This window comes from Flavobacterium frigoris (assembly GCF_900111075.1).
Taxonomy (GTDB): domain Bacteria; phylum Bacteroidota; class Bacteroidia; order Flavobacteriales; family Flavobacteriaceae; genus Flavobacterium; species Flavobacterium frigoris.
In genome coordinates, this window is sequence record NZ_FOFZ01000008.1 from 102,188 (window position 1) to 120,746 (window position 18,559).

Annotated in this window: 18 protein-coding genes; 6 read left to right on the forward strand and 12 right to left on the reverse strand. The window is 33.0% G+C overall.

The genetic code is table 11. The features are described from left to right. Positions 1-41: 41 nt before the first annotated feature. Both dapA and BMW63_RS11880 read right to left on the reverse strand, forming a co-directional pair. On the reverse strand, positions 42-923 hold the full coding sequence (dapA, locus tag BMW63_RS11875; protein WP_074723690.1) for a 4-hydroxy-tetrahydrodipicolinate synthase: 882 nt from the start codon (positions 921-923) through the stop codon (positions 42-44). A 6-nt stretch (positions 924-929) separates the two neighbouring features. After that, entirely contained in the window at positions 930-1,448 is a 519-nt protein-coding gene (locus tag BMW63_RS11880; protein WP_074723691.1) for a DUF6913 domain-containing protein, read from the reverse strand. Between the two features lie 47 nt (positions 1,449-1,495). On the opposite strand from BMW63_RS11880, the gene BMW63_RS11885 reads away from it, so the two are divergent. Both BMW63_RS11885 and BMW63_RS11890 read left to right on the forward strand, forming a co-directional pair. Beyond that, positions 1,496-2,275, forward strand: a complete 780-nt coding sequence (locus tag BMW63_RS11885; protein WP_074723692.1) for a 5'-nucleotidase C-terminal domain-containing protein — start codon at positions 1,496-1,498, stop codon at positions 2,273-2,275. 121 nt (positions 2,276-2,396) lie between these two features. Further along, a complete protein-coding gene (locus BMW63_RS11890) occupies positions 2,397-3,308 on the forward strand; it encodes a bifunctional metallophosphatase/5'-nucleotidase (protein WP_074723740.1) in 912 nt (303 codons plus the stop codon). Here the strand turns inward: BMW63_RS11890 and BMW63_RS18685 are convergent. The 6 genes from BMW63_RS18685 to rpsF all read right to left on the reverse strand — a co-directional run bounded on the left by BMW63_RS18685 (position 3,305) and on the right by rpsF (position 7,959). Then, the gene (locus BMW63_RS18685; protein WP_074723693.1) at positions 3,305-3,985 is read right to left on the reverse strand and encodes a lysoplasmalogenase family protein; all 681 of its coding nucleotides are present in this window, start codon (positions 3,983-3,985) and stop codon (positions 3,305-3,307) included. The two genes, BMW63_RS11890 and BMW63_RS18685, sit on opposite strands and share 4 nt — an antisense overlap. Beyond that, on the reverse strand, positions 3,975-5,978 hold the full coding sequence (ligA, locus tag BMW63_RS11900; RefSeq protein WP_074723741.1) for an NAD-dependent DNA ligase LigA: 2,004 nt from the start codon (positions 5,976-5,978) through the stop codon (positions 3,975-3,977). Before ligA ends, BMW63_RS18685 begins: the two co-directional genes overlap by 11 nt. Positions 5,979-6,054: 76 nt before the next feature. Next, positions 6,055-6,528, reverse strand: a complete 474-nt coding sequence (locus tag BMW63_RS11905) for a DUF6495 family protein (RefSeq protein WP_074723694.1) — start codon at positions 6,526-6,528, stop codon at positions 6,055-6,057. 284 nt (positions 6,529-6,812) lie between these two features. Then, on the reverse strand, positions 6,813-7,250 hold the full coding sequence (gene rplI, locus BMW63_RS11910) for a 50S ribosomal protein L9 (RefSeq protein WP_074723695.1): 438 nt from the start codon (positions 7,248-7,250) through the stop codon (positions 6,813-6,815). 65 nt (positions 7,251-7,315) lie between these two features. Continuing rightward, positions 7,316-7,612, reverse strand: a complete 297-nt coding sequence (gene rpsR, locus BMW63_RS11915) for a 30S ribosomal protein S18 (RefSeq protein ID WP_074723696.1) — start codon at positions 7,610-7,612, stop codon at positions 7,316-7,318. A gap of 5 nt (positions 7,613-7,617) precedes the next feature. Beyond that, positions 7,618-7,959, reverse strand: a complete 342-nt coding sequence (gene rpsF / locus BMW63_RS11920) for a 30S ribosomal protein S6 (protein ID WP_074723697.1) — start codon at positions 7,957-7,959, stop codon at positions 7,618-7,620. A 164-nt stretch (positions 7,960-8,123) separates the two neighbouring features. Here rpsF and BMW63_RS11925 point away from each other — a divergent pair, with 164 nt between their 5' ends. Next, the gene (locus BMW63_RS11925) at positions 8,124-8,819 is read left to right on the forward strand and encodes a LytR/AlgR family response regulator transcription factor (protein ID WP_074723698.1); all 696 of its coding nucleotides are present in this window, start codon (positions 8,124-8,126) and stop codon (positions 8,817-8,819) included. Between the two features lie 8 nt (positions 8,820-8,827). On the opposite strand, the gene priA is transcribed toward BMW63_RS11925, so the two are convergent. The 4 genes from priA to nadC form a co-directional block, all read right to left on the reverse strand. Beyond that, entirely contained in the window at positions 8,828-11,281 is a 2,454-nt protein-coding gene (gene priA, locus BMW63_RS11930) for a replication restart helicase PriA (protein WP_074723699.1), read from the reverse strand. Between the two features lie 48 nt (positions 11,282-11,329). Next, a complete protein-coding gene (locus tag BMW63_RS11935) occupies positions 11,330-11,758 on the reverse strand; it encodes a DUF2147 domain-containing protein (RefSeq protein WP_074723700.1) in 429 nt (142 codons plus the stop codon). 138 nt (positions 11,759-11,896) lie between these two features. Next, positions 11,897-12,829 carry a YihY/virulence factor BrkB family protein gene (locus BMW63_RS11940; RefSeq protein ID WP_074723701.1) on the reverse strand — a complete coding sequence of 311 codons (933 nt, stop codon included), beginning with the start codon at positions 12,827-12,829 and terminating at the stop codon, positions 11,897-11,899. A 56-nt stretch (positions 12,830-12,885) separates the two neighbouring features. After that, entirely contained in the window at positions 12,886-13,743 is an 858-nt protein-coding gene (gene nadC / locus BMW63_RS11945) for a carboxylating nicotinate-nucleotide diphosphorylase (RefSeq protein ID WP_074723702.1), read from the reverse strand. A gap of 597 nt (positions 13,744-14,340) precedes the next feature. On the opposite strand from nadC, the gene BMW63_RS11950 reads away from it, so the two are divergent. From BMW63_RS11950 to BMW63_RS11960, 3 genes are all read left to right on the forward strand, one after another. Continuing rightward, the gene (locus tag BMW63_RS11950; RefSeq protein WP_074723742.1) at positions 14,341-14,769 is read left to right on the forward strand and encodes a hypothetical protein; all 429 of its coding nucleotides are present in this window, start codon (positions 14,341-14,343) and stop codon (positions 14,767-14,769) included. Positions 14,770-15,190: 421 nt separating this feature from the next. After that, complete coding sequence (locus BMW63_RS11955; protein WP_074723703.1) at positions 15,191-16,453, forward strand: DUF2254 domain-containing protein; 1,263 nt, start codon at positions 15,191-15,193, stop codon at positions 16,451-16,453. Between the two features lie 36 nt (positions 16,454-16,489). Next, positions 16,490-18,433 (forward strand): mechanosensitive ion channel family protein, encoded by a 1,944-nt coding sequence (locus BMW63_RS11960; RefSeq protein WP_083380469.1) that lies wholly within the window; start codon positions 16,490-16,492, stop codon positions 18,431-18,433. Positions 18,434-18,559: the final 126 nt, after the last annotated feature.

The following is an 18,559-nucleotide window of genomic DNA, read 5'->3' on the forward strand; positions in this document are numbered from 1 at the left end:
AAAATATTTCTTCGCTTAAAAATAAGCGGGATTTTACTCACTTATTTAGCTGTATTTTTAACAAATTGAGCTATTCTTTGAGATAAAGATTCATCAACCTGAACTAATGGTAAACGCACAAAACTATCTGCTATTCCCAGTGCCTCAAACACTTGTTTGATTCCAGCAGGATTCCCCTGTTCAAAAATCATATCAACACAATCAGACAAAAGGTATTGAATTTTAAAGGCCTCATCTACTTTGCGATTCAATCCCAAACGAATCATTTCAGAAAATTCTTTCGGAAAACCTTGCCCAATTACAGAAATAACTCCTGCACCACCTGCTAAAACAATGGGTAAAGCAATCATGTCATCCCCTGAAATTACCAGAAAGTCTTTTGGCTTATTCTTTATTATCTGCATGGCCTGCACCATATCTCCGGCTGCTTCTTTGATAGCAACAATATTTTCAAAATCATTTGCTAAACGTAGTACTGTTTTTGGCAACATATTACTTGAAGTTCTTCCTGGAACATTGTAAATGATTACAGGAATTGGAGATGCTTCCGAAATGGCTTTAAAATGTTGATATATACCTTCTTGCGTAGGTTTATTGTAAAAAGGAGAAACTGAAAGTATTGCAATAAAATCAGATAAATCCTTAGTTAGTAATTCTTCAACAATCCTTCTTGTATCATTTCCTCCTACTCCCAATACTAAAGGTAAACGGCCTTTATTGCAGTCAACCACTGTTTTAATAACCAACTCTTTTTCCTCTTGAGATAATGTAGCATTCTCTGCTGTTGTCCCCAAAATTACAAGATATTCAATCCCTCCGTCTACTGAAAAGTTTACGATTCTGCATAATGCTTCTGTATCAATTGAGAAATCTGCTTTAAATGGAGTCACAAGAGCAACACCAGTTCCTATTAATGCTTGCATGTTAAATTATATTTTGTTTAATATTTTTAAGTACCTAAATAATTCATGAGTAAAAACCTTATAATTCTCTGCATTGGTATTGATCATTAAATTGTTTAATCTTTTATCAATAGCCGCAAAACCAACTTTGAAATGTGCTTTGGAATTATGAGTTACTATTAATAAAATTGATTTTTCAATATCATAATAACTAATCAGCAAATCAAATTCTTTGTCAATAAAATCGTTAACAGCAGAATTATCTATTTTGCCATTCCACTTTAAATGTTTAGAACTAAAAATAGCTCGCACATTGTTAGTGCTATTTTTTAATGTTTCTCTGTAAACAATAACATCTATATTTTCTTTTAAAATACCATTTGCAATTAACTCGTTTATAAAAGATTTTGATTCTGAAAAATGGCGTTGATCTATAACTACACCTACAGTCTTAATTATTTCAGACACCGAATCGCTATTTACATTTTGCAAACTGTTTTTTAATATTTTTTTTACAGAGAATTCTTTTATATAATTTAAAAACATTCTACTTTTACTGTTTTACAAAATTAATTAATTAAGTCTCATAACAAATGGTAAATCTAAAAAAGTATAACGATGTTTTAAAACTTTTTGTTATATTCTTAACATTTTTTTTCATCCACTCTTGTGGAACTAAAACACTGAGGCTAACGCGAATTGAAGGCAAACAATTACCCATTACCGAGAAAGAATCTCAAGTATCTGAAATTGAAAACTTTATCAAACCCTACAGAGAGCATATTACTAAAGATTTAGACAGTGTTTTGGCCTACTGCCCTGAAACTTTAGAAAAAAGTACCGGAAAATGGCAAACAACTATTGGCAACTTAATGGCCGATGTTGTTTTAGAAAGAGGAAATAGTGTCTTTACTAAAAGAGAAAATAAGAGTATTGATATCTGTTTACTCAATCAAGGTGGGATAAGATCTATTCTTCCAAAAGGAAATGTAACGAGTAGAAACGCTTTCCAAATTATGCCTTTTGAAAATAGCCTCGTTGTTGTAGCGTTAAAAGGCGAACAAATTTATGAAATTGTAGATTATTTCCTCTCTGAAAAGCAACCCCATCCTTTGTCTGGTATGTCGTTTACTATCGACAAAAATAATCATGCTAAAAATATTCTGGTACAAGATAAACCACTGGAAAAAGATAAAGTATACTATGTAGGAACTAACGACTATTTATCGAATGGAGGAGACAATATGTCTTTTTTCAGCAAAGGGATTCAAAAATATAATTTGGATTATAAATTACGAAATATCTTGATTGATTACTTTAAAGAAGTAGACACTATACCTGTAATTAAAGATATTCGCATCACTGTCGAATAAGTATCAAATATTCTTAAAATAATCATAGCCCTATCCCCGATTGTAGTGAAAATCCTTTTTATTTTTAAAAAAAAGAAAAAGATTGCAACGGAAAGCGGTATTAAGCTCCAAAAAAGAAAAAATGAAAAGAAGAGATTTTTTAGAAAAAACGGCCGTAAGTACTGCAGTATTAGGTTTAGGTGTATCATTAAGCAGTTTTGTATCTTTGAATGTCAAAAAAATCACCATACTCCATACTAACGATGTCCATAGCCATATTGATCCTTTTCCTGCAGATGATCCCAGAAATCCTAATATGGGCGGTGTTGCCAGAAGAGCGGCATTGATCCAAAAAATCAGAAAGGAAGATGAAAATGTATTACTACTTGATGCGGGTGATATCTTTCAAGGGACGCCTTACTTCAATTATTATGGCGGTGAACTGGAATTTAAATTAATGAGCATGATGGAATATGATGCCTCGACCATAGGAAACCATGATTTTGATAATGGCGTTGCCGGTCTATACGCGCAAATCCCACATGCAAAATTCGAATTCTTATCTGCTAATTATGATTTTAAGAATACAGAATTGGATGGCTTGATTAAACCGTATAAAATTTTCAATAAAAACGGAATTAAAGTTGGTGTTTTTGGTATTGGAATTGAACTTGACGGTTTAGTTGATAAAAAAATGTATCAAGAAACGGTCTACAACAATCCTGTTGAAACAGCACAGGAAATGGCTAGAATATTAAAGGAAGAACTTAAATGCGACTTAATTATTTGTTTGTCACATTTAGGATATAACTATAAAAACGAGCCAACGAAAATCTGTGACTTGCAACTTGCAGCCTTAACAAAAGATATTGATCTGATAATCGGTGGACACACGCACACTTTTCTTGATAAACCAACCGTTACGAAAAACAGTATTGGAAATGAAGTTTTAGTGAATCAAGTAGGTTGTTATGGAATCAACCTTGGTCGAATTGATTTTTATTTTGATTCCAATAAAAGAAAAGCATCGGAAGGAAAATCCATTTTAGTTTAATTGATTTGCTTGCCATTTAGAATAAAGAAATTGACTAAAAAATAATAGGAAAAAACCTGTGTAAATATTTGAGTAAAGTTGAAAACACTAAATGATAGGTAAAATTTATTAATCATATAAAACATGTCTGAAAAGATAAAGAAAATTATTAACATTAATAAATTTACTGAGACAAGGGTAATTCTACGATTATATTCAACCATTGCAACACAAAATAAGGTTTCTAATATGACGCTATAAAGAATCAAATACAATATATTAATTTGCATTTTTTCAAATTTCAAGGTCAATATAAAATAAGATAAAGTACTCAGGCTAAGGAGGATTAATACAATTAAGAGTAAATTATACCTGTATTTTAGATTAATTTTTATAAAGCTAGGAAAAATATAATACAGCAAAAGAATATAGGCGGTGAGAAAAGATAAAACTTCCCCCGTTACATAATTATTTGGACATAGTAATCTGTAAATATCACCGCTAAAACAGGATAAGAAAACGGCTGCTTGTAGAAAATCTATTTTATAATTTGTAGCATCTAAATAGTACCATAAAGCTGAAGGCAACACAAAAGCCTTCGACCATAGCATCCAATCAATCTTGCCAATTGTACTAAATATTATTGTAAAAATACAGGCTAAAAAATACAAAACCTTAATAACTGATTTAAGCTTCATTTATCATTTTTATAAAATCAGTTTCACTTATGATTGAAATATTTAACTTCGCTGCTTTCTCTAATTTAGCGGGACCCATGTTGTCCCCCGCTATTACATAATCTGTTTTTGACGAAATAGAACTTCCTACTTTACCTCCATTTTCTTCAATTGCTTTTTTTAATTCGTCCCGAGAAAATTTTTCAAAAACACCTGAAACTACAAAAATTTTAGCTGCTAATATAGTTGTTGCATTAGGATTTACTTTTTCTATGATTTCAAATTGTACACCATGTTGCTTAAGTTGGTTGATGATCCTAACATTCTCTTCATTAGAAAAGAAATCAAGTACACTTTGCGCGATGCGTTCGCCAATTTCATCAACTAAAACTAAATCCATTAACGTAGCTTGACTTAAAGAAACGATAGTTTTATAATGCTTGGCTAATTTCTTAGCCACTGTTTCTCCCACGAATCGAATCCCTAATGCATACAAAACATTTTCAAACGGAATATCTTTTGATTTTTGTACGCCATTAACTAAGTTTTCGGCTGATTTTTGCGCCATTCTTTCTAGAGGAAGTATTTGATCTACAGTTAATTCATATAAGTCCGCATAATTATGCACCAGACCATTATTGAATAATAAGGCCACTGTTTCCCCACCGAGCCCTTCAATATCCATGGCTTTCCTCGAAATATAATGTTGAATTCGGCCTATGATTTGCGGCGGACATCCATAGAAATTAGGACAATAATGATTTGCTTCTCCTTCATTTCTAACTAATTTCGTATTGCATTCTGGGCAGTTCGTTATATATTTTGTTTTTTCAGTATTTTCCGGGCGTTTGCTTAAATCAACGGCTATTATTTTTGGTATTATTTCGCCTCCTTTTTCTACAAAAACAGTATCGCCAACTCTGATATCTAATTTTTCTATTTGGTCTGCATTATGTAATGAGGCTCGTTTTACAACTGTTCCTGCTAACTGTACTGCTTCTAAATTAGCAACTGGAGTAATCGCTCCTGTTCTTCCCACTTGGTAAGAAATAGAATTTAATTTCGTCGAAACTTGTTCTGATTTGAATTTATAGGCAATCGCCCAACGCGGAGATTTAGCAGTATAGCCTAATTCATCCTGATACTGAAAGCTATTTACTTTTAGTACAACCCCATCCGTTTCATAAGGCAATTCATGCCTGTGTACATCCCAATAATCGATAAACTGAAAAACTTCTTCTAAGTTATTCGCTAATTTAGCTTCTTTTGGCACTTTAAATCCCCAGTTCCTGCCCTTTTCTAAGCCGTCAAACTGTGTGTTAAAAGGGAGATTGTTTCCAATTAAAAAATACAATAAACAATCCAATGGTCTTTTTGCTACTTCGGCACTTTCTTTAAGCTTTAAACTACCCGAAGCCGTATTTCTAGGATTCGAATAAGGAGTTTCCCCAATTTCAATGAGTTCTTGATTCATTCTTTCGAAGCCCGCAAAAGGCAGAATAATTTCACCGCGTACATCAAATTTTTCTGGAAAATTGCCTTTTAATTGCAGTGGAACTGATTTTATTGTTTTGATATTACTAGTAACATCATCCCCTTGAAATCCATCTCCTCTGGTCACGGCTCTTTTTAATTTTCCGTGCTCGTAAGTAATGCTAATGGATGCCCCATCATATTTTAATTCACAGGTATACTCTAATGGAACATCTCCTAATACTTTCTGTATGCGTTTTTCCCAATCAATTAGATCTTCCTTAGAATAAGAATTATCCAAAGAATACATTCTATACTCATGACGCACTGTTTTAAAATTTTTCGTGATTGTACCTCCCACGCGTTGCGTAGGGGAACTTTCATCAAAATATTCGGGATGCTTATTTTCTAAATCTTGAAGTTGTGTTAGTGTTATATCAAATTCATAATCCGATATGGTAGGACTGTCCAATACATAGTAATTATAATTGTGTTGGTTTAATTCATCCCTTAATTTTTGAATCGTATTTTGAACATCCATAGAAAAAAAATTGGCTATTTTAGTAATTGAAAATCGCATACTAAAATAACCAATTTAAAAGAAATATTATGAATTATTACCCTTCAATAATTGAATTTATTTGCTTATACAATTGCCCATCACTTAAAAAAGCACCCTGTTGTATCAAAGCAAAAATAGAAGTATTACGCTCTTCTGTAAACTCCTTTTTACCCACTTTCATTTCGATTGTTTCTGTAAACATATTATCACTAAGCCATTGCAACCCTTCTTTCGTTAAAAAGTCAACCTCAGGAACCAATGATTTTAGAACTATAGACTGTACGTGCGTATCATAACTCTGGAAAAGAAAAATGTGGTTTTTTGAAAAATGCTCTAAATATTCAGCTCTTGTCAAAACCCCTTCCCAAACTAAATCTGAAAAAACGTCTAGTTCTTGCTCGGCCACCTCAGGTTTGTCTTTTTTAATGATATCCCATTCTGCTTTATCAATTGTTTGAGTTGCCAAAAAAGTAGTAAACTCTTGCGTTAACTCTTCAAATTGTTCTTTTGTTAATCTTGTATATTTCATTAAATTTTATTTTACTACAAAGCATTTCGCTTTTGTTGTTTTAATTTTGCAGCAAATTTAAAATTTAAAAATAGAAAAGCCTTCTTTTACAAGAAGGCTTTTCTATTTTTATTTAATAATTGAGACAAGAAAGTATATATAATTCCAAATTGTACTTGCCATCTTAACAGTAAAATAGCATCGTAATTAAATGTTTAGTTTGTGTAACATCAAAAACCGGCAAAAAAAAATCACTCCGAGGAGTGATTTTTAAATTTATCTATAAAAACGTTAACTAAATGAAATTATTCTGCAACAATTTCATAAGGCAATTCGATAATTACATCTCTGTGTAAACGAACACTTGCAGTGTATTTACCAGTACGCTTAACGATACCACTAGTGATGAATTTTCTATCAATTACTTGACCACCTTTTGCTAATACATTAGCGATGTCGATATTCGTGATTGAACCGAATAATTTTTCTCCACCCGCTTTTGCAGTAATTTTAATTTCGATAGCTTTTAAGGCTTCAGCAAGTACTTGCGCATCACCTACCACTTTAGCTTCTTTATGTGCTCTTTGTTTTAGGTTTTCAGCTAATACTTTCTTTGCAGAAGAGGTAGCTAAATGAGCAAATCCTTGTGGGATTAAAAAATTACGACCATAACCATTTTTTACAGTTACTACATCATCTTTAAATCCGACGTTTTGAACGTCTTGTTTTAATATAAGTTCCATGTTGTTGTCCTTTATTATAGAAGTTAGGTTTCATGTTTCAGAAAACCAACAACTGAGTTAAAATATTATTTAAGTAAATCGGCCACGTATGGCATTAAAGCTAAGTGACGTGCACGCTTTACAGCTACAGACACTTTTCTTTGGTATTTCAATGAAGTACCAGTTAAACGACGAGGAAGAATTTTTCCTTGCTCATTCACGAATTTCAATAAGAAATCAGCATCTTTAAAATCGATATACTTGATACCAGATTTTTTGAAACGACAGTATTTCTTTTGTTTGTTAGTTTCTATGTTTAAAGGAGTAAGATATCTGATATCTCCGTCTTTTTTTCCTGAAGCAGATTGTTGTAATGTTGCCATAATAATTAAGCTTTTTGAGATTTAAGTTTTGCTCTTCTTCTTTCAGCCCAAGAGATAGCATGTTTGTCAAGACTTACCGTTAAAAAACGCATAACTCTTTCGTCACGTCTGAATTCAGTTTCAAAAGCGATTAAAACCTCTCCTGATACGTTATATTCAAACAAATGGTAAAATCCAGATTTTTTGTTTTGGATTTCGTAAGCCATTTTTTTAAGACCCCAGTCCTCTTTAGAGACAAACGTAGCACCTCTACTAGTAAGAAAATCTTCAAATTTGCTTACTGTTTCCTTCACCTGAACATCAGATAAAACGGGATTTAAAATGAAAACAGTTTCATAATGATTCATAAAAATTTATTTTATTGTTAATTTGGCTGCAAAAGTAGCCTTTATTTTTCAATAATCAACAATAATTTTAATTTAATCGACGTATGACAAAAAAATGATCTAAAAATATATTTATTTGAAAAAAAAAGATATATTTACTGTTCCAAATCTTAAATGCTAACATTATGAAGCTAAACTGTGTTGTTGTAGATGATAGTTCAATCCAAAGAATGATCATTTCGAAGTTAGTAAATAATCATCAAAATTTACATTTGATAGGAGATTTTTCAAATGCGATAGAAGCAAAAAGTTGTATGTCCATACATAATGTAGATTTAATATTTCTTGATATTGAAATGCCTGTAATTAGTGGCTTCGATTTTTTGGATGGATTAAAAATTAAACCTCAAATTATTTTTATCACTTCCAAAGCCGAGTATGCTATGAAAGCATTTGATTATGACGCTACGGATTATCTTCAAAAACCGATTGCATTAGATCGATTTAATGCATCTGTAAAAAGAGCTATGGATTTATATCTACTTAGAAAAGATACCAAAGAAGAAGAAGGTGAACATATTTTCATCAAAAGTAATTTGAAAAAACTAAAGATTTTTACTGCTAAAATAAAATGGATTGAAGCTTTTGGTGACTATGTAAGAGTCGTGACCGAAGATGACAGCAATCTAGTTCTTTCTACTATGAAATCTTTTGAGAACGATTTATCGAAAAAGAAATTTGTAAGGGTTCACAAATCCTATATCATTAACATTGATAAAGTAGAACGTTTCAATAGTAAATTTGCTGAAATAGGTGTGACTAAAATACCTTTAAGTAGAAACAAAAAAGAAGATTTAGTAAAAGCACTTTCATTTGCATAAAATTTACTCTAATAAAAATCAACGTTTATCGCTACTTTAATTGCTCTGTATTGAGCAACTGAATCAAAGCTATTTAAAATTTTCTGTATAATATTTTTATTACTTCCTATTGAGATATTTGTTGGAATCTTTATGACTATTGTTCTGATGTATTCGTTTCTTATCCTATTTATAGCAGGTTCTTCAGGTCCCAAAACTGGAATATTTAGATTTTGGCTCATTACCTGATACAACCACAAAGCACCTTCTTTAAGTTTGTCAAAATCACGATGCTTTAATGTGATTTTAATAATCCTGAAGTATGGGGGATATTTATAAATTTGCCTGTCATATAATTGTTCGTTATACATCCCTATATAGTCATTATTAGTCACCTGCTGTATCGTGTTGTGTTCTGGATTATACGTTTGAATAATTACCTTTCCTTGCTTTTCTGACCGCCCTGAACGTCCTGACACTTGCGTCATCATTTGAAAACTTCTTTCAAAAGCCCTAAAATCGGGATGATACAGCATATTATCGGCATTCATGATTCCTACTAAACTTACGTTATCAAAATCAAGTCCTTTGGCTAGCATTTGAGTTCCTACCAGAATATCAACTTCCTTGTTTTTAAAATTATCAATGATTTTTTCGAACCCAAATTTGCCGCGAGTAGTGTCTTGATCCATTCTTCCTATTTTATAATCAGGAAAAATAATCGTCAATTCTTGCTGGATTTGTTCTGTTCCAAAACCCTTAGTGGCCAAATCAACGCTAGAACAGCTGTGGCAATGAGTAGGCTTAGCAATGGAATACCCACAATAATGACATCGCAATTGATTTTTATGCTTATGATACGTCAAACTTACATCACATTGCTGGCAATGCGGTACGTGCCCACAAGTCATACACTCCACTACAGGAGAGTACCCTCTTCTGTTTTGAAACAAAATTACTTGTTCTCCTAGTGCAACAGCATTAGTAATCCCTTCGATCAATACATCACTAAAGTGACCTTTCATCTTTTTTCGGAAATATTTATCTTTTAAATCAACCAGCTCAATATTAGGCATTTTTACATTGCCAAATCGTTCTTTTATTTCGACCAAACCATATTTATCCGACTTAGCATTAAAATACGTTTCGATACTTGGCGTTGCCGAACCTAATAAAACTTTTGCTTTATGAAAATTTGCCAACACCACTGCAGCATCACGGGCGTGGTACCTAGGCGCAGGATCAACTTGTTTAAAGGTTTGCTCGTGCTCTTCATCCACGATTACAAATCCTAAGTCAGCAAACGGCAAAAATAAGGCCGACCTCGCTCCTATTACTATTTGTGCTTTTTCGGAATATTGTAAAACTTGATTCCACACTTCTACACGCTCATTATTATTGTATTTCGAATGAAAAACAGCCACTTTATTTCCAAAATAAGCTCTTAATCTCCCGACCAATTGAGTGGTAAGTGCAATTTCTGGTAACAAATACAAGACTTGCTTTCCGGTAAGTAGGTGCTCCTCTATAAGCCTGATATAGATCTCCGTTTTCCCACTAGAAGTTACGCCATGTAAAAGACAAACTTCTTTCTGGTTAAAACTATCTTTAATCTCTGAAAAAGCATTTTGTTGCGCTCCACTCAGGTGCAATTCCTTTCTGCTTGAGTTTCCCGTAAAATTAACACGATCCTCTTGGATATAGTAATCTTCAAATATTTCTTTTTCTATAAGAGCTTTTACAATTGCAGAGGTAGAACCAGCAGCCTCCACTAATTTTTTTACAGTAATAGGCTCCTTACTGCTAGCATTTAATTGAAAATATCTTAGAACAATTTCTTTTTGTTTACTGGCATTTTTTAGCGTTTCTAATAACACTGCCAAACCTTCATTCGATTCATATTTAGAATGTAAACGAATGTAACGGACTAATTTAGGTTTATAACTCTCAAGCACCTCCTCCTGAAGCACAAGTATATTTTTATCAATCAGTTTTTGAATGACAGGAAAAATATTTTTTTTATTTAAGATTAAGATGACATCCTGAACCTTAAGCGATGATTGCTGCTGCAAAGCCTGATATACTAAAAACTCATCATCAGAAAGCCCACGTTCATCAACTAAGACATCTGTTTTTTGAGAAATTACGGTTTCGCTTTCTAGTAACAATGCACTTGGCATCGCACCGCGATAAACATCGCCGATGGCGCACATATAATAGGATGCAATCCATTGCCAATGCGCAATCTGAATCTCAGTTACAATAGGAAATTCATCAAGTATTTGATGAATTTCTTTAGCATCGTATAATGTGGGTTGATTTTGATGTGTTTCAACCACAAGTGCGGTATATACCTTACTTTTACCGAAAGGAACCGCTACTCGCATTCCTTTCTTGATATAATGATACTCTGCTTCCGATATACTATACGTGAACGTTTTGGCAAGGGAAAGCGGTAAAATTACTTCGGCAAAAAAAAGCATTATTTGGATATTGGACGTTAATTAATGTAGTTACTTATATAAAATAAATTATTTAACTCTATACCAATATTGAGTTCTTCCCAATAAAGCAAAGCCTATATAACCACGTACCTTAAGCTTATCTTTTGATTCTAAAGTAATAAAACATTTATATACTTTTCCGTTTTTTGGATCTAAAATTTTTCCTGAATTATATTCGTCCCCATCTTTTTTAAGCCCTTTTATCACTGTTAAACCTATTACAGGTTTATTTTTATCTTCTCCTTCACAGTCAATACAGCGGTCTTTTCTATGACTTGCGTCAAAGATTTCAAGTACTCTTCCGTAAATTTTTCCTGATTTTTCATAAATCTCTACAACTGACTTTTCCTCACCGGATTGATCATCAATCGTTTTCCATTTTCCAATAACTCCCTGACCTTGAGCGTAAAACAATGTTGATACAAACAGCAATACGAATGTGATACTTTTTTTCATAATTTTTTTTATAATTCAAATGGAGAGAAAACCTATTTCTATTTATAATTTGAAGCGTGTTACTTACAACCAGTCCATTTATCTGGCAGAAAAGCACCTAATTTTCACCAAACATACTATAAAATTAGCAAAAAACATTTATATTAATTTAATATTATTATTTCTTTTTAAGTTATTTATTGCGGCATTTAACTCAAATCCGAGAAGTAAAATCATACAATTAATCCAAATATAAAACATCACAATTAATAAAGTCCCAATAGAACCATAAAGTTGATTATATTGAGAGAATTGTATGACCCAAATTCCAAAAAAGTAGGAAATAATGATGGTCAGAATTGTAGTAAATACAGAACCAATGGAAATGAAAGCTCTTGTTTTATCATGTTTTGTTCCAAACTTGAAAAGTATTGACGTCGTAATTAAGATCATCATAATTAAAAAGCCATACCGCCCCATAACTATCAACGGAATTTGTTCATTTAAGACCTGATCCGCAGTTAGTTTATGAATAAATACTTCAAAAACAACAATGATACCTACGGTAACCAATAACAACATGGATAAAAAAACCGACATTCCCACGGCAATCAAATATTGACGAAAAAAACCTCTCTTTACAAGTACATGCTTTGAAGTTTCAAAGCCACCTAAAATCGCATTTAATCCATTTGCCATTAAAAATATAGACAATATAAAACCCGTAGACAATAAACCAGAGTGACTGTTGTGTAGTATGTCATTTATTATGTTTTCAATCGCATAATAAGTGTTAGGAGGTACTCCTTCAGATACAAATTTCAAGAAATCTTGTTGAAAACCTTCAATAGGAATGTATGGGATAAGGTTAAGAATGAACAAGGCAAAGGGAAACAAAGCCATAAAAAAACTAAATGCAATAGATCCTGCCCTATTTGACAAAGCACCTTCGGCAATACCGATGACGTATAATTCCATTAAATCATAAAGAGACAAGCCAGCCAACCACTTTAATTTAATACCCTTTAAGTAATGGGCGAAATTACGAAGTAGCGGGATTTTTTCAATTCTATTTTCAATTTCTTGACTCATTGTATTCAGGTTACAGTCCCGATAACTATCGGGATAAGGTTGCGAAAATAGCTATTTTATATCGCTTTTAAACTTAAATCCATATTATACACAGAATGTGTTAGCGCGCCCGAAGATATATAATTCACGCCACATTCAGCATATGCTCTTATAGTTTCTTCATTAATGTTTCCCGAGGATTCCGTCAAGCTTTTATTTCCAATAAAAGCTACTGCATCTTTAGTCATTTGATAATCAAAATTGTCCAAAAGTATTCTGTAAACTCCACCGCAGGCAACTATTTCCTTGACCTCGTTTAAATCTCTGGCTTCCACGATAATTTTTAAAGCTAATTTGTTTTCCTTGAGATAAGTTTTAGTTTTAGCGATAGCCAAAGCGATTCCGCCCGCAAAATCGATGTGGTTATCTTTGAGCATAATCATATCATACAAGGCAAAACGGTGGTTCTCACCGCCCCCGAGTTTCACAGCCCATTTCTCAGCTACGCGAAAACCAGGTGTGGTTTTACGGGTATCCAAAATTTTGGTTTTCGTTCCTTCAAGCAATTTGACATAGTTGTTAGTTTTAGTAGCAATGGCTGACATTCTTTGCATTGAGTTCAACACCATTCTTTCTGCTTTTAGGATGGATTGTGAGCTACCTGAAACATGAAACACTACATCACCATATTTCACTGGTGTGCCATCAACTATAAAAGTCTCTACTGTTAAATTTGGATCTACGTAATGGAAAATCATTTTAGCAAATTCGACACCAGCAATAATCCCGTTGTCTTTTACTAACAACTTTGCTTTACCTTCTGCAAACGTTGGAATACAAGCCAAAGAACTGTGATCTCCATCACCAACATCTTCACGTATGGCATTTGCAATTAGTATCTGTAACTCGTTTTTAAATTGTGCTTCGCTAATCATTTTTATAAGAAATTTATATACTGCTAAAGTAGGTTTTTTTTGTTAAACTGAAAATTTGTTTAACGAATATGATCCCGAGTTCGTGACATTAAGCAATCTTGCAGAAGTACAAATATGGAGAACGAAAAGGCAATACACTAGAATTTACAAGCTGCACAATCCCTCAACCATGCATTAAAGGATAAAAATAATAATCTTTTTTTTACGTTACTAAGTAAAATAATTCCTGTATTTGAAAAGACCATAATTCTGATCTAAAATCATAAATGTGCTATAGTTAAATAAATAAACTTCCGTTTTGTTACATAAAAATGATTTTACGACTAAGGAAACTATTTTAAAAACAAGAAGAATCTATAAACAAAAAAATGTAGTTAATTAACATAGAAGAAAAATACACTGTATCAGCTATGAATATATTAGTGAATATTTCTTTTCTTTGCTAGCGGTTTATCTAATAATAAATCCTCGTACGAGGTACTATTTTTAAAGAAGATATAGGTTTTTATCGTTGATTTAGATTACCAATCACGTTATTCTTGTTTAAAATATATTTTGACAAAAGAAGGAACATTAAAACACCAAAATAAAAATAAAATGAAATCCACTTTTCTTATTTTTATAGCATTTGCGCTACTTATCTCCTGTTCAGGTACAGATGTCATTGAGTCACAGCCTGGTTCTCAAGGCAAATGGGAATTGGTAAAAATGAGCGGCAGAACGCTGAACTCTGAAACTTCAGGTACTGATATGGAGTGGCAGGAATTCTATTTACTTAATGACAATGGCACTTTTACCAAGTCCAGAACCTTCGCTAGCAATACTTCCCAAAGTACTGGAACATACAAAACCAATACTAACGGTACCGAAAACTATATTGAACTTACTTATTCATCCCAAAGTGACATCATTGGCAGCTGCTACGGCAATTTAAAAGAAGAACTTTATTACGACACTACTGATGTCTTAGTCAGTACCTGGCAAAACTGCGACGGCCCACGCTTGGAGTATAGAAAAATAAAGTAGACTTTATCAGATTGTTACAATACTCTACACAATAATCTTTACCTCATTTTTTTAATATTTAAAATTGGAGCTACTATTATTCCAAAGGTGCTCTTTACTTTGCTATACATTTCTTATAAAATCTCTTTTAGTAGTGATTCCATTCCAAGAACTCCCATATATTGTTCCCGAATAAATTAAGATAAAATGGTTTACTTTATTAAAAATCAGATACCTATATTTGAAATTACTATAATGATACATGCAAAACTAAAATGACCCCTATTTGATTAAAACACAAAAAATGTTTTTTTTCAAACCTTTAAAAAGCTAAAATTATTCCTAAAAAAACTTTTTCTAGCTATTGTAAGAAAAGCGTAACAGAGACGGATTTTAGTTATTTCAAGAAATAAATATTAATTTAGTACTAAACCTTCCCGTTATGAACGAAAAAGTACTTTTTACAATGAATCGCATCACAGAAAAATTATGGTTTAGACCCTTGATTTTTTGTATACTTTCCATCTTGGGAGCGTTAATTGCACAAATAGCCGACAGTACCCGTCTTCATGAATTAGTTCCCAAAATAAATACGGAATCCTTGGAAACATTACTCGATACCATATCAGCAAGTATGTTGGTGATTTCCATTTTCGCGGTGGGCTCGATGGTTTCAGCATTTTCGGCAGCCAGCAATACGGCCACTCCCCGCTCCTTTAAACTAATTATTGCAGATGATGTGTCACGAAACGCACTTTCTGTTTTTATAGGTTCGTTCATTTATAGTATTGTGGCAACGGTCGCTTTAAAAAATGGCTACTACGGCGTGGCAGGCAACTTTACTTTATTTGTATTTACACTACTCTTCTTCGCACTGGTTATTCTTACTTTTTTACGATGGGTTGAGCGTATCTCCCGATTGGGGCGTATGGAACATACCATTAAATTAGTGGAAAATGCCACCGAAAATGCGATAAAAACAAGATTAGCGTCCCCTACGTTAAATGGAATCAGTATTAATCCAAATCAAGAAAAAGGTACGGCCGTTTATGGTAACATTACTGGGTATGTCCAACAAATATATATGTCTAACCTACAGATAATTGCAAAAAAATTAGATGCCCTCATTACCATAAACGCAGTTCCTGGAACTTTTTCGGCCATAGACAAGCCCTTGTTTTATATCTCAGTACTAAAAAACACGACCACTGAGGATGATTATAATGAAATGAGAAAAGCATTTGTAATAGGTAACATGCGTTATTTTGAAGAAGATCCACGTTTTGGACTCATCACTTTAAGCGAAATTGCGAGTCGTGCTTTATCTCCCGCAGTCAATGACCCCGGAACGGCGATCCAGATAATTAGTAGCCATGTGCGTTTATTTTCTTTGTGGGCCGAACCGGTTCATTCGAAAAAGGAAGAAAAATTATCTTATGACCGTATCGCCGTTCCTGAACTTGCAATTGCAGATCTATTTGAAGATGCGTTTAGACCCATAGCCAGAGATGGTGCCGGAAATATTGAAGTAATGATCCGACTTCAAAAAGCCTTTAACAGCGTTTATGCCATCGATAATTCTGCTATAAAAATAGCCGCAATGCATCATTCCTATCAAGCTTTTGAAAGGGCAGAAATAGAAATGAAATTTAATGGAGATCTTAGCCTATTAAAAAGCGAGAGTTTATTTACCAAAAAAACATAAAAATACAGTTTTTAATACCTTTAATGGAACTAATTTATGCAGCACCGACCTACTAAATATCATAAAAACATTTTTCTTTCTGTATCGAATCAAACTGTTTCGGGTTTTATAATTAGAAAAATAAAAACCATATTATTAAGTGTTTTTTTACTGTTGGCTTCGGCGGCAGCCTTCTCACAAAACGATAGCATCAATAAGCAAAATGATTCCATAAACACTTCTCTAATTCAGGCATTCAACAAAAAACTGTCTATTATTGAAGCGCAACGCCTTACTGATTCCATCAAAAAAGTGGAATTAGAAAAGCAACTCCTTTCCTTAAAAACAACCGATAATCTTAAAAAAGAAGACCTAGAAAAACAACTACTAGCGTTACATGAAAAAGACTCGCTACGCCTTACTGAAAAGAAAGCACAAATTAATTCAATGCGGCTTACCGCTAAAGGATATCCAGTTAACGGATTTTTTAATGACACTTTATTTCACATCTACAGTAAATTAGGTAGTTTCTCAGCCAAGGACCGAGCTGATGCTATTAGTGTTCGAATAACAAATCTTGCTGATCAATATGGTTTCAATGCAGATTCCATCAAAACAGTTGAAACAGAAACAAGCTTGGATTTAGTGAATGGCGAAAGCATTATTATGAGTATTACTGAAAATGATGCTCTTTGGAACAATACCACAAAACAGACATTGGCAAAGAAATACAAAGCATTGATTAGTGCCGCTATAATCAAATACAAAAGTGAAACCAGCTTGGCCACATTAGCCAAAGAAATCGGATTAGCATTACTTGTCTTGATTATTATGTTTGTATTAATTTCTTATTTGAAGAAGTTTTTTAAATGGACAGCATTTAAAATTAAATTTCAGGAAGACAAACGAATCCAAGGAATAAAAATTAGGAACTTCATTTTATTTGATGCCAAGCAGCAGGTGAATGCATTGCTTAATATCAACACGGTACTTAAGTGGTTGCTAATCGCATTACTCGTTTATATTGCCTTACCCATTCTCTTTGGGATTTTCCCATGGACTAAAGGATTTGCTTCTACCCTTTTTGGATATATCCTAAATCCGCTTAAAAAGATAGGTCTTGGTTTTTGGAATTATCTGCCAAATTTGATTACGATTTTGGTGATTATTTTTGTGTTCCGATACGTATTAAAAGGAATTAAGTTCCTTAAAAACGAAATTGAAAAAGGGAATTTAGAACTACCTGGTTTTTTTCCAGATTGGGCTAATCCCACCTATCAAATTATAAGAGTAATTGTATTTGCTTTTATGGTTGTCGTAATTTTCCCCTATCTTCCTGGAAGTGATTCCCCTGTATTTCAAGGCGTTTCTGTTTTTCTGGGTTTCCTGTTTACGTTTGGTTCAGCAGGATCACTTTCGAATATTATTGCTGGTTTAATACTGACGTATATGCGCTTGTTTAAAATTGGTGACCGAGTAAAAATTGGCGAAGTGGTAGGTGACGTAATCGAAAAATCATTATTAGTCACCCGAATAAGAACGATTAAAAACGAAATCATCTCTATTCCTAACTCGACCGTGATGAGTAGCCACACGATTAATTACAGTAGCGATGCTCCTGAGAAAGGGCTGATTATTCACTCCACAGTAACTATTGGTTACGATGTGCCCTGGAAAGACATGCATCAAGCATTGATTGATGCTGCTTTAAAAACAGCATTAATTTTACAAGAACCAAAACCTTTTGTATTACAAACCAGCCTAGATGATTTCTATGTATCTTATGAGATCAATGCGTATATCAAAGAGCCTAACAAGCAGGCGGTAATCTATTCTGATCTACATCAAAACATTCAAGATGTGTGTAATGAAAGAGGAATTGAAATTATGTCGCCACATTATCGCGCAGCAAGAGATGGAAATAGAACCACTATTCCTGAGAATTATTTAGACAAAGAATATCAAGCTCCTCCATTTAATGTGACATTGAAAAAAGAGTAATTCATATCGGCTATTTTTTTTAAACGTTTAATCGCTTATATTTGCCTCCAATTTATTCTGAATAGCATATTTAGAATCATTGTTGTCCGATAAAAAAAGAAGCCAAAAAGATGGCTTCTTTAAATG

What these genes read in the sequence shown, in the direction of transcription:
- BMW63_RS18685 (WP_074723693.1), bottom strand. Translation starts at nt 3,985, where the DNA reads ATGAAGCTTAAATCAGTTATTAAGGTTTTGTATTTTTTAGCCTGTATT.
- BMW63_RS11885 (WP_074723692.1), top strand. Translation starts at nt 1,496, where the DNA reads ATGGTAAATCTAAAAAAGTATAACGATGTTTTAAAACTTTTTGTTATA.
- BMW63_RS11950 (WP_074723742.1), top strand. Translation starts at nt 14,341, where the DNA reads ATGAAATCCACTTTTCTTATTTTTATAGCATTTGCGCTACTTATCTCC.
- BMW63_RS11890 (WP_074723740.1), top strand. Translation starts at nt 2,397, where the DNA reads ATGAAAAGAAGAGATTTTTTAGAAAAAACGGCCGTAAGTACTGCAGTA.
- BMW63_RS11940 (WP_074723701.1), bottom strand. Translation starts at nt 12,829, where the DNA reads ATGAGTCAAGAAATTGAAAATAGAATTGAAAAAATCCCGCTACTTCGT.
- priA (WP_074723699.1), bottom strand. Translation starts at nt 11,281, where the DNA reads ATGCTTTTTTTTGCCGAAGTAATTTTACCGCTTTCCCTTGCCAAAACG.
- ligA (WP_074723741.1), bottom strand. Translation starts at nt 5,978, where the DNA reads ATGGATGTTCAAAATACGATTCAAAAATTAAGGGATGAATTAAACCAA.
- rpsF (WP_074723697.1), bottom strand. Translation starts at nt 7,959, where the DNA reads ATGAATCATTATGAAACTGTTTTCATTTTAAATCCCGTTTTATCTGAT.
- dapA (WP_074723690.1), bottom strand. Translation starts at nt 923, where the DNA reads ATGCAAGCATTAATAGGAACTGGTGTTGCTCTTGTGACTCCATTTAAA.
- BMW63_RS11935 (WP_074723700.1), bottom strand. Translation starts at nt 11,758, where the DNA reads ATGAAAAAAAGTATCACATTCGTATTGCTGTTTGTATCAACATTGTTT.
- nadC (WP_074723702.1), bottom strand. Translation starts at nt 13,743, where the DNA reads ATGATTAGCGAAGCACAATTTAAAAACGAGTTACAGATACTAATTGCA.
- BMW63_RS11880 (WP_074723691.1), bottom strand. Translation starts at nt 1,448, where the DNA reads ATGTTTTTAAATTATATAAAAGAATTCTCTGTAAAAAAAATATTAAAA.
- BMW63_RS11955 (WP_074723703.1), top strand. Translation starts at nt 15,191, where the DNA reads ATGAACGAAAAAGTACTTTTTACAATGAATCGCATCACAGAAAAATTA.
- rplI (WP_074723695.1), bottom strand. Translation starts at nt 7,250, where the DNA reads ATGGAACTTATATTAAAACAAGACGTTCAAAACGTCGGATTTAAAGAT.
- BMW63_RS11925 (WP_074723698.1), top strand. Translation starts at nt 8,124, where the DNA reads ATGAAGCTAAACTGTGTTGTTGTAGATGATAGTTCAATCCAAAGAATG.
- BMW63_RS11960 (WP_083380469.1), top strand. Translation starts at nt 16,490, where the DNA reads ATGCAGCACCGACCTACTAAATATCATAAAAACATTTTTCTTTCTGTA.
- BMW63_RS11905 (WP_074723694.1), bottom strand. Translation starts at nt 6,528, where the DNA reads ATGAAATATACAAGATTAACAAAAGAACAATTTGAAGAGTTAACGCAA.
- rpsR (WP_074723696.1), bottom strand. Translation starts at nt 7,612, where the DNA reads ATGGCAACATTACAACAATCTGCTTCAGGAAAAAAAGACGGAGATATC.